Genomic DNA, 15,168 nt, shown 5'->3' with positions numbered 1-15,168 from the left:
TAACATGAAACATTATAAAATTACAACTGTAACAGTAAATCCGGCTTTAGATAAAAGCACGCATTTGCGCGGCTTAGTGCCAGAACAAAAGATAAGATGCGATGCCCCACGTTATGATGCAGGTGGCGGAGGAATAAATGTTTCTAAAGCGATTGCGCGTTTAAACGGGGAGTCTCTTGCATTGTTTACAGCAGGAGGACCTACGGGCGAAATGATGAAAGAATTGCTTATTAAAGAAGCCATAAACATCGACCCAATCCCTGTGCAAAACTGGACACGTGAGAGTTTTGTAGCGGTAGATGATAATACGAATTCCCAATATCGTTTTGGTTTTCCGGGTGCTGCCTTAAGCGAAAGTGAAAAGGAAACGATACTCGAAAAAATAGCAGCCTTGTCTACAGATTTTTTAGTACTAAGTGGTAGTTTAAATGACGGGCTATCGACAGATTTTTACAAACAAATTGCCGAGCACGCTAAGAATTCAAATATAAAAGTGATTGTAGATACCTCAGGGGAATCCCTGAAAAAGGTGTTAGAAACGAGCGTTTATTTAATAAAACCAAATGTAGGAGAACTAGCTAAATTAGTAGGTGTAGACCGCCTAGAAATGGAAGAGGTAAACCAAGCAGCCAAAAAGATTATTGCGCAAGGAAGCGCAGAAATTATAGTTGTTTCTCTTGGTCCACAAGGTGCTGCGCTAGTAACAAAAGATTCGTATGATTATGTTCCAGCTCCTCATGTAGCTAAAAAAAGTACTGTGGGCGCAGGAGATAGTATGGTAGGCGGAATGGTGTGGGCGCTTTCGCAAAATAAAAGCTTGCAGGAAGTATTGCGTTGGGGAGTAGCCTGCGGATCTGCAGCAACAATGAATGAGGGAACGCAGTTGTTTAAAGTAGAAGATGCAAACCGATTGTTTGAATGGTTATCCCCCTAGCCCCCAAAGGGGGAAGTGTTACTTACTCTGCGATAGTATAAGTAGTAAATTTGTCATGCTTTGAATTTTCTGAAAGATGGAACGATTTCGTAAATACCTAAAGCAACGAACATTACTTCAAAGTTAAGAGAAAACCAACTTTCTATGTTTGTCAAATAATTTTTTCCTTTTTGAATGGACTGTAAAAATCCAATGCAGTCATCTTATTGCGCTTTCAAAAAAATAAACAAAAAAACCCTGACAAAACTACATTGTCAGGGTTCTCAATATTGTAGTTCCCCCTTTGGGGGTTAGGGGGATTAGTCGTTCAATTTCAAAACAGCCATAAACGCTTCTTGAGGAATCTCTACGTTACCTACAAGTCTCATACGCTTTTTACCTTTCTTTTGTTTTTCTAGTAACTTACGTTTTCTAGAGATATCTCCACCATAACATTTGGCAGTAACGTCTTTACGTAAGGCTTTAATAGTTTCACGTGAAATCACTTTCACCCCAATCGCCGCTTGAATTGGAATGTCAAATTGTTGTCTCGGAATCAACTCTCTCAACTTCTCACACATTTTTTTACCAATAGAGTAAGCGTTGTCAGTATGCATCAATGACGATAAAGCATCCACAATAGTAGCATTCAATAAAATATCTACTTTTACCAAGCTAGACGTTCTCATTCCAATTGGCGTATAATCAAAAGAGGCATATCCTTTAGAAACCGTTTTCAAACGATCGTAAAAGTCAAATACAATCTCCGCAAGAGGCATGTCAAATGTCAACTCAACTCTTTCAGTTGTCAGATACGTTTGATTGGTAATCAAACCACGTTTTTCGATACACAAACTCATTACATTACCAACATAGTCAGACTTCGTAATGATAGTCGCTTTGATAAACGGCTCTTCTACATGGTCTAAACGCGAAGGCTCTGGTAAGTCAGATGGATTGTTTACCACAAGTGGAGTCTCTGGATCTTTTTTGGTGTAAGCCAAATAAGAAACGTTGGGAACCGTAGTAATCACCGTCATGTTAAACTCACGTTCTAGACGCTCCTGAATAATCTCCATATGCAGCATTCCTAAGAATCCACAACGGAAACCAAATCCTAAAGCAGCCGAACTTTCTGGTAAAAATACAAGTGACGCATCGTTCAACTGTAGTTTTTCCATAGAGTTTCTCAACTCTTCATAATCCTCCGTGTCTACTGGGTAGATTCCTGCAAAAACCATTGGTTTTACATCCTCAAAACCAGTAATTATATTTGTAGTCGGATTTTTAGCATCCGTCAATGTATCACCTACTTTTACTTCTTTCGCCTCTTTAATACCAGATATTAAATACCCAACATCACCAGCTGAAATCACTTGCTTTGGAACTTGATTCAACTTCAACGTACCAATTTCGTCAGCAAAATATTCATTTCCAGTAGCCATGAATTTAATCTTCTGACCTTTTTTAATTTGTCCGTTTTTCACACGGAAAATTACTTCAATACCTCGAAACGGATTGTAGTGTGAGTCAAAAATCAAAGCTTGTAATGGCTCATCAATATTTCCTGATGGTGGCGGAATTTTTTCAATAATCGCAGCCAAAATATTTTCTACACCAAAACCTGTTTTTCCTGAAGCATGAATAATATCCTCTAATTTACATCCTAGCAAATCAATAATATCATCACTCACCTCTTCAGGATTGGCTGATGGTAAGTCTACTTTATTTAAAACCGGAATAATTTCCAAGTCGTTTTCTAAAGCAAGATATAAATTTGAAATCGTTTGTGCTTGAATACTTTGAGCAGCATCTACAATCAATAACGCTCCTTCGCAGGCTGCAATTGATCTCGAAACCTCATACGAAAAATCCACGTGTCCCGGAGTATCAATCAAGTTCAGGATATATTCCTCTCCTTTATAAGTATATTCCATCTGGATCGCATGACTCTTAATCGTGATTCCACGTTCTCTTTCAAGGTCCATGTTATCTAGCAATTGCGCTTTTTCTTGACGTGCCGTTACAGTTTGTGTAGCACCAAGTAAACGGTCAGCAAGTGTGCTTTTACCGTGATCAATATGTGCAATAATGCAAAAATTACGTATTTTTTTCATTTTGTTTAAGTATCATTTTTTTTTGGCTTGCCTTGAATTTATTTCAGGGCGTGACCACAAGGGTCGGGCTATTCGTTACAAGTCCTCGTGAAGTTCCGCTACCGCTGCACTTTACTGTGGGCTTTCCTCTTCTATCCCTCACGCACTTTAGCAAATAGCGCATATTAATCTGCAAATATAATTCAAAGATAATCAGTGTCAAAGTAGTTATAAGATATAATCAATAATACCTCTTTTTTTAAACATAAATTATATACTTTTGGACTGTAAGTTTTTTTACACAAAACAATAAAAAACATATCTAAATGAAAAAATCACTATTACTATTACTACTCGTTTCAACGGTAATTACAGCTCAAAAAATGAAAGTTGTTAAAGGAGATTATGCTGCTTTAAAAGATCAAAAAGAATTCAATGTTGAGTTTACTTATGAAAACTTAAAATTGATGAAGGATAATTTAACAAATGATCAATACGTGTCAGAAAGAGTTGCGGATCTAAATGGAAAAAATAACGGAGTAGGTGATGCTTGGAAAACAAAATGGTATTCTAGTAGAGAATTATCATTTGAGCCTAAGTTTCTAGAATTAGTTAATATAGTTCTTTCTAAAAAAGGTAAAGAAATTGTTTTCAAGAAGGATTTAAACCAAGCTAAATACACATTAATTGTTGATGCAAAATGGATTTATCCAGGTTATAATGTTGTCATGGTAAAGAAAGGTGCTAAAGTTTCTACAATACTTAGATTTGTTGAAACAGCAAATAAAAGCAATGTTGTATTAGAAATTAGTAGTGATGAAGCTCCAGGAGATATTTTTGGTGGATCATTCAGTAACGAAGATCGTATAAGCGAAGGATATGCTAAAACAGGAAAATCACTAGCTGGTTTATTGTTAAAAAAAGCTTTTAAATAAGAGGCGCTTTTAAATAAAAAAGAGGCTGACCGTTAAGTCAGCCTCTTTTTTTATGCTTTTTTATTGTTATTAATTACATAAGCCATGTTTTTAATAACATTATCATGTTTTTTTACAAAAGGATTGGTCTCATCCCAAACATAACCCGCTAATACTGCGCATATTTTACTTTTTACATCGTGATTTTCAGCTGTATGAAAAAATAATGTTTGTAAGTTTCCAGTGTACCATTCTTTTACATAAGTGGTAAAAACACCAATTCCCCTTTTCATATACCCAGCATATTCTTCTTCCCAATCTACAGCAATACCTTGCGATTCTTTTATATAAAGTTTTGCAGCTAGTATTCCTGACTCGGTTGCAAATGCAACTCCAGATGAGAAAACAGGATCTAAAAACTCAGAGCTATTTCCAGTTAAAGCAAATCCATCTCCATACATTTTCTTTACAGAGCGAGAATAGTTCTCTAACTTTATAGGATTGAATAGGAAATCAACGCCACTAAATCGTTTCACATAATGGTCAGATAAAGCAATAGCGTTTTTTAAAGCTTCAGCATTGTCTTTGTTTTCCGAAAGAGAATTGATGAAATCAGTAGGTCCAACTACTCCAAGACTTGTATTTCCATTCGAAAAAGGAATTACCCATAACCAAACTTGAGTTTCTAAAATATCAAATGAAATTAAAGTTCCCTCTTCGCCTTCAGGTCTGTTTACATCTTTTACATGTGTAAATATCGATGAGTGAGGATCTAATTTTGACGGAGTGTCTAAGTCTAATAAACGAGGTAATACACGTCCATATCCACTAGAATCTATAATGAAATTAGCATGAATTTCTTTTAAAGTCCCCGTTTTGTCTTTTACAACAGTAATGGATTTTTTACCAATAAAGGATACAGAAACAACTTCGGATTCAAACTCTAAATCAATTCCTTTTTTTATTATTGCCTGAGCCATAGTATTGTCAAAATCAGCTCTAGGCACTTGCCAAGTCCAATCCCAACCTTTGGTAAATTTTTTACTAAAGTCAAACACACACACTTCTTCACCTCTTATGAATCGTGCTCCTGTTTTCTTCTCAAAACCCATTTTGTCAAGATCCTCTAGTAACCCAGCTTCTTCAAAATGATCCATTACCCTTGGAATAAGACTTTCGCCAACAACTATTCGAGGGAATACTGTTTTTTCAACAACTTTTATTTTTACTCCATTCTTATGAAGATAAGACGCCGAGACACATCCTGATGGTCCAGCTCCTATTATTAAAACATCTACGAACTCTTGTAGCATTTATATTTAGTTTTGCTTAATTTTAAACAAACTTAAAAAATTTATTTAAACTTAAAATGATTTATATTGTAGTAATTTTAATTAATATAATTGAGGGATTATTTTTTCTTACACTTAATCAAAGTATGGCTCATACCTATGATTTCATGAATCTCATCTACCACAAATCCTGCTTTTTCAATTACATTTAAGATGTCTTGAGAGTGAAACATCTGACTGTTTCCATTTGCTACAGCTGTAAAATATAAAGAGGTAGCATGCAAACTATAAGTAGAAGCTTGAAATTTTTGTAAATCCCAGAAAGTTTCTAAAATATAAAAACTAGCATCATCAGTCATTGCGTCATAAGCTCTTCTAAAAAGACCGTAGATTTCTTCAAGAGAAAAACAATCAATAAATTGACTCATCCATATAATGTCATTCCCTTTTGGAAAAGGAATTGAATTGTCTAGTAAGTTAGTGTCAATTGCTTTAATTCTTTTTTCGAATCCTGCTTCAGCAATATTTTTACGTGCTACATTGGCTTGACCAGGTAAATCTAAAATAGTAATTTCTACATTAGTGTTATATTGAGCACATTGCATGGAGAATTTACCTGTATTTCCACCAACATCTAAAAATTTCTTTGGATTATTACCAAATAAAATAGGCATAATTTCTGGAAATGTATAATCTGAATAAAAGTGATCAAAGTCAAACCAGCTTTTTTTAATTTTTTCTGGAAGCTCAGATAGTCCTATGTAAACAGTATCCCAATCTCCTAATTCTTTTAAGCCTTCTGGTTTTCCATTTACGATAGACTCTTCAAGGTGGTTAATGGCTAAGTAATTTACATCTTGAGTGAAATCCATGTTTATATTGGTCATTTTGTCTCTCAATATAAAATATCCTGTTTTTGTCAAGATGAATTCGTTGTCTTTTAAATAAACCATCTCTAAGCTTAAACCTGCTTCTAAAAGTACTTTTACACCATAAATAGATAATTTTAATGCATTTGCAATTGTCTCAATACTCGCTTTGTTGTTGTCAAATAGATATTCTAATATTCCTAAATTTCTAAGAGACTTTGCTGCTTGAAACATAATTGGTGCAAAAGCAATTTTTTGTGCATCTAGATTTGCTTGAACAACATTTTTTTTGTCAGATCCAAAATCCTTCATTTGTAGTTTTATATTTATAAATTGGTAATAATATTGTAGTTATTTTCGCAGGTTATGCTTGTAGGTAAATTACAGAGTAAAATATTTTTAAGTTTTTTTTTCTTAACTATATTATGCTACATTTGCTGCGGTCAAATTAACCACATTAAATTCTAATTAAAAATTAATTTTTAATTTATTTAGTTAAAAAAGTAACAAAGAAGTTGAATGAATACAATAAATGAATATTTAAGTTTAAAAGAGTTTGAAGCTGTAATCTTTAATAACGATAAGATTGCTATAAGCGAACTAGTTTTAAAAAGAGTAAACGAAAGTTTTGACTTTTTGAAAGAATTTTCAGGAAATAAAATTATTTACGGGGTAAATACAGGTTTTGGACCCATGGCTCAATACCGTATTAAAGATGAAGATCGTATCCAGTTACAATATAACTTGATTAGAAGTCATGCTTCTGGTACAGGGAAACCATTAAGCCCTGTTTTTGTAAAATCGGCTATTTTAGCAAGGTTAAATACGCTTTCTTTAGGTAATTCAGGTGTTCATCCTTCTTTAGTTAAATTAATGGTTGAGTTAATTAACAAAGACATTACACCACTTATTTTTGAGCACGGAGGTGTTGGAGCAAGTGGAGATTTAGTGCAATTAGCTCATTTAGCGTTGGTATTAATTGGCGAAGGAGAAGTGTTCTATAAAGGAGAAAGAAGAGCTACTAAAGAAGTTTTTGAGATAGAAAAATTAGTTCCTATTCAAGTTGAAATTAGAGAAGGTTTGGCGTTAATGAACGGGACTTCTGTAATGACAGGAATAGGTGTTGTAAATGTGCACCATGCTAATAAATTATTAGACTGGTCATTAAAGTTTTCCTGCGCTATTAATGAAATAGTTCAGACATACGATGATCATTTTTCGGCGGAATTAAACAATACTAAACGTCATAAAGGACAGCAAGAAGTGGCGTCTAGAATGAGACAAAACCTTGCTGATAGTTCACTTATTAGAAAAAGGGAAGATCATTTATACTCTGGTGAAAACACCGAAGATATTTTTAAAGAAAAAGTACAAGAGTACTATTCATTACGTTGTGTTCCTCAAATATTAGGGCCAATCTTAGAAACAATTGATAATGTAGCTTCAATTCTTGAAGATGAATTTAATTCAGCAAATGATAATCCTATTATTGATGTAAAAAACAAGCATGTTTATCATGGAGGTAATTTTCATGGTGATTACATTTCATTAGAAATGGATAAGCTTAAAATTGTAATTACTAAATTAACAATGCTAGCTGAAAGACAGTTGAATTATTTATTGAATTCTAAAATTAACGAAATCCTTCCTCCTTTTGTAAATTTAGGAACTTTAGGATTTAATTTTGGAATGCAAGGAGTGCAGTTTACGGCAACTTCTACTACTGCCGAAAGTCAAATGTTATCTAACCCAATGTATGTTCATAGTATCCCTAACAACAATGACAATCAAGATATTGTAAGTATGGGGACAAATGCAGCTGTAATAACTGCAAAAGTTATTGAGAATGCTTTTGAAGTTTTAGCAATCGAATTGATTACCATTGTTCAAGCAATAGATTATTTAGAGCAAAATGATAAAATTTCATCTGTAACTAGAAAAATTTACGATGATGTTCGCAAAATCATTCCTAAGTTTAAAGAGGATCAAGTGATGTATCCTTTTGTGCAAAAAGTAAAAGATTATCTTATTAATAATTAGTGTTTCAAAGTTAGTTTTAATTAAAATTATAGTGTTATGAAAAAAGTTATAGTGTTGTTATTGTTAGTGATGCAATTTTCGTATGCTCAAGAGCTAGCATTGGTTAGAAAGGATGGTGTTTTTGGTTATATTTCTAAAGACGGTGCATTTGCAATTCAGCCAAAATTTAAAACTGCTAAGAATTTTTCAGAAGGTTTAGCTGCTGCTGAAAATAATAAAAAATGGGGTTTCATTAATAAAAAAGGAGAGTGGGCTATTCCTGCAGATTATGATAATGTAAAATATTTTTCGAGCGGTGTATGTGTCGTTTTAAAAGATAAAAAATGGTTTTACATTAATAAAAAAGGAGAGGCTTTAGTGGCGCCAGCATCAGACAAGGTTTATGATTTTGAAAATGGTGTGGCTTTTATTAAACAAGGAAAAAAAGTAGGTTTAATCAATAATAAAATGGAGATTGTTCTACCAGCAAAATACGATGTTATCAAATCATTTGAAAACGGATATGCTAGGGTAAGAAATAATGACCGTTGGGGAATTATTGATAATGCAGGAAAAGTTGTTGTTGAAATAATTTATGATGAAGTAGGTAACTATTATAAAAATACTACTTGGGTTAAAAATGGTAGCGTTTTTGGATTAGTTACAAATAATAAATTTACCGTAATTGATGGTGTAGATAAAATTTGGGATTTTTTGGTTCAAGATGTTACCTATGCTAGGAAAAATGATAAAATAGGTTTTATTGATCTAAAAGGAAACTGGATTATTGAACCTAAATTTGATAAAGCGAAAGCATTTTCTAAAAACTTAGCTCCTGTTCTAATAGGTAAAAAATGGGGATACATCAATATGAAGGGAAGTCTTGTAATTGAATCTGTTTATAATGATGCCGAAGTCTTTGGCGCAGATGGATTAGCTCCAGTAAAAGAAGATAATTGGGGATTTATCAATGAAAAAGGAAAGTTAGTAATACCAACACAATATGGTATTTCTGCAGGCGGTATTTTTTCTTTGTTTAAAGATGATGAAAAAGGATTCATAAATGGTTTAGCAAGGGTTAAAAATGAAGATAAATGGGGTTTTTTAAAACTAGATGGTTCCGTTTTAGGAGGTCAATGGTTTGAAAATGCAGAGCCTTTTAATAATTAATTAAAGAATTCTTTTTTTTAAGACTGTACTGTATTAAGTAGCTGCGAGTCAATAAATTTTAGAACTGAAAATATAAAAGTTTAAGTATGAAATGTGTATTAGTAACTGGAGGATCAAGGGGGATAGGAAGTGCTATTTGTAAAAAATTAGCAATGGATTCTAACTATCACATCCTAATCAATTATCAATCAAATAAAGAAGCTGCCGAAAAAACACTTGATGAAGTGGTTCAAAACGGCGGTACTGGAGAAATTATCTCTTTTAATGTTGCTGATTTTGAAGAGGTAAAAACGGCTTTAACACAGTGGCAGGAAGCAAATCCAGAAGCAATTGTTGAGGCAATTGTTAATAATGCTGGAATTACAAAAGACGGCTTGTTTATGTGGATGAGTCCTGAGGATTGGTCTAACGTAGTAAATACAAGTTTGAACGGGTTTTTTAATGTGACTAATTTTTTTATACAAAAAATGTTGCGTAATAAATACGGACGTATTGTAAATATCGTTTCTTTATCAGGAGTAAAAGGTACAGCAGGCCAAACAAATTATTCTGCTGCAAAAGGAGCAGTTGTTGCCGCTACAAAAGCATTAGCTCAAGAAGTTGCAAAAAGAAACATTACTGTAAATGCTGTGGCTCCAGGTTTTATTAGAACTGATATGACGAGTCAACTAGATGAAAAAGAATTAGTGAAATTAATCCCAGTGAACCGTTTTGGAGAAGCAGAAGAAGTAGCTGATTTAGTAAGCTTCTTAGTTTCTAAAAAATCAAGTTATATTACAGGAGAGATTATTAATATAAACGGTGGTATCTATTCATAAACAATTACTTTAAAGAAGATGAATAAAAGAGTGGTAATAACAGGTATGGGAATTTATTCTTGTATAGGTACATCGTTAGATGAAGTTAAAGATTCTTTATATAATGGAAAGTCAGGTATTACAATTGATCCTGAAAGAAAGGAGTTTGGCTTTAGATCCGCTCTAACAGGAATGGTTCCTAAACCAGACTTGAAAAATTTACTTTCTAGAAGACAAAGAATAAGTCTTGGTGAAGAAACAGAGTATGCTTACATGGCAACAATTGAAGCATTGAAAAATGCGAATATTGACGATGCTTTTTTTGATACAAATGAAGTGGGTATCATGTATGGTAATGACAGTGTTTCTAAAGCAATTATTGAAGCTACAGATATTATTCGTGAAAAAAAAGATACCGCGTTAATTGGTTCAGGTGCTATTTTTAAATCTATGAATTCAACGGTAACGATGAATCTTTCTACGATTTTTAAATTACGAGGAATTAATCTTACTATTAGTGCTGCTTGTGCAAGTGGATCTCATTCTATTGGACTTGCTTATTTTCTTATTAAAAGTGGTTTTCAAGAAATGATTATTTGTGGAGGTGCTCAAGAAATCAACAAATACGCCATGAGCAGTTTTGACGGTTTAGGTGTTTTTTCTCCTAGAGAGAATGAGCCTACAAAAGCGTCAAGGCCTTTTGATGTTAATCGTGATGGATTAATTCCTAGTGGTGGTGGTGCAACGCTAATATTAGAATCGTATGAATCTGCTATTAAAAGAGGAGCTACAATTATTGCTGAGGTTACGGGTTATGGTTTTTCGTCTAATGGAGGACATATTTCTACGCCAAATGTTGAAGGGCCATCAATTGCAATGCAAAGAGCCTTAGATGAAGCGGGTATAAAACCTTCAGATATTGATTATATAAATGCACATGCTACTTCAACTCCAGTAGGAGATACGAATGAGGCTAAAGCTATTTTTGAAGTTTTTGGAAAAAGCAATCCTTATGTAAGTTCCACAAAATCAATGACTGGGCATGAATGTTGGATGGCTGGAGCTAGCGAGGTAATATATTCTATTTTAATGATGCAGAATGATTTTATCGCTCCAAATATTAATCTAGAAAACCCAGATGAGGATGCTGCAAAATTAAATTTAGTTAAATCGACAATAAACGAAAAAATTGATATATTTTTGTCGAATTCCTTCGGTTTTGGAGGTACGAATTCAGCATTAGTAGTAAAAAAGTATAAAAAAGAAGATGAATAAAGAAGAGATAATCGAAAAGATAAACGGATTTTTAGTTGATGAATTCGAAGTTGATGCAGATGCAATTGAACCTGAAGCTAATTTGAAAGATACTTTAGGATTAGACAGTTTAGATTATGTTGATTTAGTTGTTTCAATCGAATCAAATTTTGGAGTAAAATTAGTCGAAATTGACTTTGTAGGAATCGCTTCTTTTCAAAGTTTTTATGACTTAATTGAGAACAAGTTAAATGTTAAAGCATAATATATAATGAGTCAATGGGATGGCAAATCTAAGGGAACGGTTATAGGATATAAAATTTTCGTTTTCTTAATCAAGAAAGTGGGAATCAAGTCGGCCTATTTTATTCTTTATTTTGTGGCGTCCTATTACTTTCTTTTTCTTAAAAAAAGTAATGCTTCCATTTTTTATTATTTTCATAAAAGACTTGGTTATTCCTATTTTAAATCTAAAAAAATGGTTTTCAAAAGTTATTATACTTTTGGTCAAACCATTATTGACAAGATAGCCATTTCAGCTGGCATGAAAGATAAGTTTACCTACGAGCATGATGGAGGCGAAAAAATAATAAAACTGCTAAAAGAAAAAAAAGGGGGTGTTCTTATAAGTGCACATATTGGTAATTTTGAAATTGCCGAACACTTTTTTGGAGAAATTGATGTTGATCTTCAAATCAACCTCGTTACCACAGACTTAGAGCATTCCGAAATTAAAAATTACCTTGAAAGTATTGCTCAAAAACCTAAGATAAAATTCATTATAATAGGAGAAGACATGTCTCATGTTTTTGAGATAAATGCAGCTTTAGCCCGTAATGAATTAGTTTGTTTTACTGGTGATAGGTATTTTGAAGGAGTAAAATCTATGTCAGAAGAACTATTAGGAGAAAATGCTAATTTTCCTGCTGGGCCATTTCTTATTGCGTCCAGATTAAAAGTTCCTGTCGTTTTTGTATATGTAATGAAAGAACCTAATTTGCACTATCATCTTTATACGCGAGAAGCAATAGTAAAACACCGCGATGAAAAAGGACTACTAAAAGCGTATACCGAAAGTGTAGAGTCTATGGTGAAAATATATCCTTTGCAATGGTTTAATTATTTCGATTTTTGGAAACAAACTCACAATCAAAAATAAAAACAATACAATAATTCAATAGATAATTCCATTGATTTTGTATTTACAAAAAAAAACGTCAAAGTAAAGATGGAAGAATTTGATACTATAATTATTGGATCTGGTGTTGCTGGTTTAGCTACGGCTATTTGTTTAGCGCGTGCAGGTCAAAAGGTGTTGGTTTTAGAACAACATTATGTACCTGGAGGTTGGAGTCATAGTTTTACTTTAAATGGACAACGTTTTAGTCCAGGAGTTCATTATGTAGGATTGATTGATGAAAACCAATCGACTAATGAATTGTATCGAGGTTTAGGAATTGCTAATGACATGGTCTTTTTTAGGATGAATAAAAAAGGATATGAGCACGGTATTATAGGAGAAGAGACTTTTAGTTTTCCTGCCGGAATTGATAACTTAACTAAGGTGCTTGTTGACCGTTTTCCAAAAGAAGAAAAAAATATTATAGAATACCTAACTCTTGTTCAAAGAGTGAATAGAGAACTTCAATTAATACCAAAATTAAAAGGCTTTTGGCAAAATATTACGGTTCCTTTTAGAACCAAACATTTTGGTAAGTTCTCCTTATTTCCATTAAAAAGAGTTATAGGTTGGCATATAAAAGACCCTTTATTAAAGGCAGTTTTAAATGTGCAGTGTGGTGATCATGGGCTTTCGCCAAAAAGAGCTTGTTTTCCTGTACATTGTTCTGTTATGAACCATTATTTTGATGGTGGTTTTTATCCAATGGGTGGTGGTGGTGGTATTGTGAAAGCAATGACCAATGGCGTTAAAAAATTTGGAGGAGAGGTTCGCGTAAAGCAAAATGTGGAGAAAATCATTGTAGAAAATAATAAAGCAATTGGAATTCAGCTGGAAGGTGGGAAAACGATCTATGCTAAAAATATCGTTTCTAATGCTGATCCTTCAATTACATATTTAAAATTAATTGGAGAGAATCATTTAAGCAAAGGCTTGATCAAGAAACTTCAAAAAACAAAATACTCTGTTACCTCATTGATTTTATTTTTAACATTAGATATGGATGTCACTCAATTCGGAATTGATTCGGGTAATATCTGGATGATGAAAGACGAGAATGACGATGCTAATTTTGAGGATTTAATGAACAATGATATTACTGAGGGAGAGCTGTTTCCTGCAGTATTTATTAGCTGTACTACCATTAAGGATCCTGTAAGTTTCAATGGGAGATATCATAATTTTGAAGTGGTAACCTATGTTAATTACGATAATTTAAAAGATTTTAACGGTTTAGATGATTATCATAATGCTGAATATACGGCTTTTAAAGAAAAAGTAGTCAAGAAGCTCATGAACAATATAGAGAAAATTATTCCTGGAGCAAAACAAAATATTGTTCAGGCAGAATTAGGTACGCCAAAAACCAATGAATTTTATATTAATTCTACAAAAGGAAATGTTTATGGTACTGAAAAAACATTGAATCAAGTAGGACCTTTTTCATATAAAAATAAATCAGAGATAGACAATCTATTTCTTTGCGGTGCTAGTACACTTTCTCATGGAGTGGGAGGAGCAACGCATTCAGGACTAGCGGCTGCAGCCAAAATTTTAGGTTGTACATCCGAAGATTTGATTATTGAAGATGCAAGCCAAAAATTACGGATTTATGATGCTGAAGATCAGTCTACATGGCCAGATTGGGTTCATGTAAAAAGATCAGATAAAAAGAGAACTTTTAAGGAAGTGAAAATCAATTAGTATAAATTGTAATTTTATGTTAAATTCGCATTTTATAAAGCAACCCCAAAAATGAAAAACGTCCTCATTATATATTATTCTCAATCGGGACAATTGAAATCTATAGCGAAAAATATTGCCAAACCGCTTTTGAACACAGAGGATATAAACGTTACATTTTACGAAATTGAATTAGAAAAACCCTTTCCTTTCCCTTGGAATAATGAGGCCTTTTTTGATGTTTTTCCAGAATCTTTTTTGCAAATACCAACTCAATTAAAACCAGTTCCATCTGAAATTTTGAAGCAAAAATTTGATTTAATTTTGTTACATTATCAAGTGTGGTATTTGTCACCATCAATTCCTATAAATTCATTTTTAAAAAGTGAGCATGCTAAAATAATTTTGAAAGATACTCCAGTAGTAACTATCAATGGCTCTAGGAATATGTGGATAATGGCTCAAGAAAAAATTAAAGTTTTATTAAAAAATAATAATGCACAATTAAAAGGGAATATTGGTCTAGTAGATAGAGTAGGAAATCTAATTAGTGTGATTACAATTGTAGAATGGATGTTTTCGGGAGTAAAAAAGAAATATTTAGGCTTTTTTCCTTTACCAGGTGTTTCTGAAAAAGACATCGAGGAGTCATCAAAATTTGGAGATATACTACTTTCAAGTTTACAAGAAGATAAGTTGGAATTTTTACAAGATAAGTTAGTTGCTAATGATGCGGTGAGGATTAGTTCTTATTTAGTGACTGTGGATAAAACTGCTAATAAAATTTTTGATAAATGGTCTAATTTTATCTTTAAGAAAGAAAGAGAATCAAGAAAATTTTGGTTAAAATTATTTAAAGTTTATTTGTTGCTAGCAATTTGGTTAATCTCTCCAATAGTGTATATATTACATGTTCTTAGCTACCCATTTAAAATAAAAAAAATAAAAAAAGAAATCCAGTATTACCAAGGGATTAAATAA

At 32.8% G+C, this 15,168-nt stretch carries 13 protein-coding genes; 10 read left to right on the top strand and 3 right to left on the bottom strand.

The features are described from left to right. The first annotated feature begins 4 nt into the window (after positions 1–4). On the top strand, positions 5–934 hold the full coding sequence (locus HNP99_RS03000) for a 1-phosphofructokinase family hexose kinase (protein ID WP_173851156.1): 930 nt from the start codon (positions 5–7) through the stop codon (positions 932–934). A 299-nt stretch (positions 935–1,233) separates the two neighbouring features. Here the strand turns inward: HNP99_RS03000 and lepA are convergent, their stop codons facing one another. Continuing rightward, positions 1,234–3,030 (bottom strand): translation elongation factor 4, encoded by a 1,797-nt coding sequence (gene lepA / locus HNP99_RS02995; RefSeq protein ID WP_173851154.1) that lies wholly within the window; start codon positions 3,028–3,030, stop codon positions 1,234–1,236. A 305-nt stretch (positions 3,031–3,335) separates the two neighbouring features. On the opposite strand from lepA, the gene HNP99_RS02990 reads away from it, so the two are divergent. Further along, positions 3,336–3,944, top strand: coding sequence for a hypothetical protein (locus HNP99_RS02990; protein ID WP_173851151.1), 609 nt, complete (start codon positions 3,336–3,338; stop codon positions 3,942–3,944). Between the two features lie 50 nt (positions 3,945–3,994). Here the strand turns inward: HNP99_RS02990 and HNP99_RS02985 are convergent, their stop codons facing one another. Both HNP99_RS02985 and HNP99_RS02980 read right to left on the bottom strand, forming a co-directional pair. Next, positions 3,995–5,236 carry an NAD(P)/FAD-dependent oxidoreductase gene (locus tag HNP99_RS02985; RefSeq protein WP_173851149.1) on the bottom strand — a complete coding sequence of 414 codons (1,242 nt, stop codon included), beginning with the start codon at positions 5,234–5,236 and terminating at the stop codon, positions 3,995–3,997. A 98-nt stretch (positions 5,237–5,334) separates the two neighbouring features. Beyond that, positions 5,335–6,396: a class I SAM-dependent methyltransferase gene (locus HNP99_RS02980; RefSeq protein WP_173851147.1), complete on the bottom strand. Its 1,062-nt coding sequence runs from the start codon at positions 6,394–6,396 to the stop codon at positions 5,335–5,337. 207 nt (positions 6,397–6,603) lie between these two features. On the opposite strand from HNP99_RS02980, the gene flxA reads away from it, so the two are divergent. The 8 genes from flxA (at position 6,604) to HNP99_RS02940 (ending at position 15,168) form a co-directional block, all read left to right on the top strand. After that, entirely contained in the window at positions 6,604–8,124 is a 1,521-nt protein-coding gene (flxA, locus tag HNP99_RS02975; RefSeq protein WP_173851145.1) for a flexirubin biosynthesis tyrosine ammonia-lyase FlxA, read from the top strand. Positions 8,125–8,160: 36 nt separating this feature from the next. Continuing rightward, positions 8,161–9,273 (top strand): WG repeat-containing protein, encoded by a 1,113-nt coding sequence (locus HNP99_RS02970; protein WP_173851143.1) that lies wholly within the window; start codon positions 8,161–8,163, stop codon positions 9,271–9,273. Between the two features lie 86 nt (positions 9,274–9,359). Next, positions 9,360–10,091 (top strand): flexirubin biosynthesis SDR family reductase FlxB, encoded by a 732-nt coding sequence (gene flxB, locus HNP99_RS02965; RefSeq protein WP_173851141.1) that lies wholly within the window; start codon positions 9,360–9,362, stop codon positions 10,089–10,091. Between the two features lie 18 nt (positions 10,092–10,109). Then, entirely contained in the window at positions 10,110–11,345 is a 1,236-nt protein-coding gene (locus HNP99_RS02960; RefSeq protein ID WP_173851139.1) for a beta-ketoacyl-[acyl-carrier-protein] synthase family protein, read from the top strand. After that, entirely contained in the window at positions 11,338–11,589 is a 252-nt protein-coding gene (locus HNP99_RS02955) for an acyl carrier protein (protein WP_173851137.1), read from the top strand. Before HNP99_RS02960 ends, HNP99_RS02955 begins: the two co-directional genes overlap by 8 nt. Positions 11,590–11,595: 6 nt before the next feature. Beyond that, positions 11,596–12,483: an LpxL/LpxP family acyltransferase gene (locus tag HNP99_RS02950; protein WP_173851135.1), complete on the top strand. Its 888-nt coding sequence runs from the start codon at positions 11,596–11,598 to the stop codon at positions 12,481–12,483. Between the two features lie 69 nt (positions 12,484–12,552). Next, positions 12,553–14,208, top strand: a complete 1,656-nt coding sequence (locus tag HNP99_RS02945; RefSeq protein WP_173851133.1) for a phytoene desaturase family protein — start codon at positions 12,553–12,555, stop codon at positions 14,206–14,208. Positions 14,209–14,259: 51 nt separating this feature from the next. Further along, a complete protein-coding gene (locus HNP99_RS02940) occupies positions 14,260–15,168 on the top strand; it encodes an NADPH-dependent FMN reductase family protein (protein ID WP_173851131.1) in 909 nt (302 codons plus the stop codon).

The sequence above is a fragment of the Flavobacterium gelidicaeli genome, assembly GCF_013294005.1.
Lineage (GTDB): Bacteria > Bacteroidota > Bacteroidia > Flavobacteriales > Flavobacteriaceae > Flavobacterium.
The sequence above is the reverse complement of the archived record's forward strand: the minus strand, read 5'-3'. Positions and strand labels throughout refer to the sequence as shown.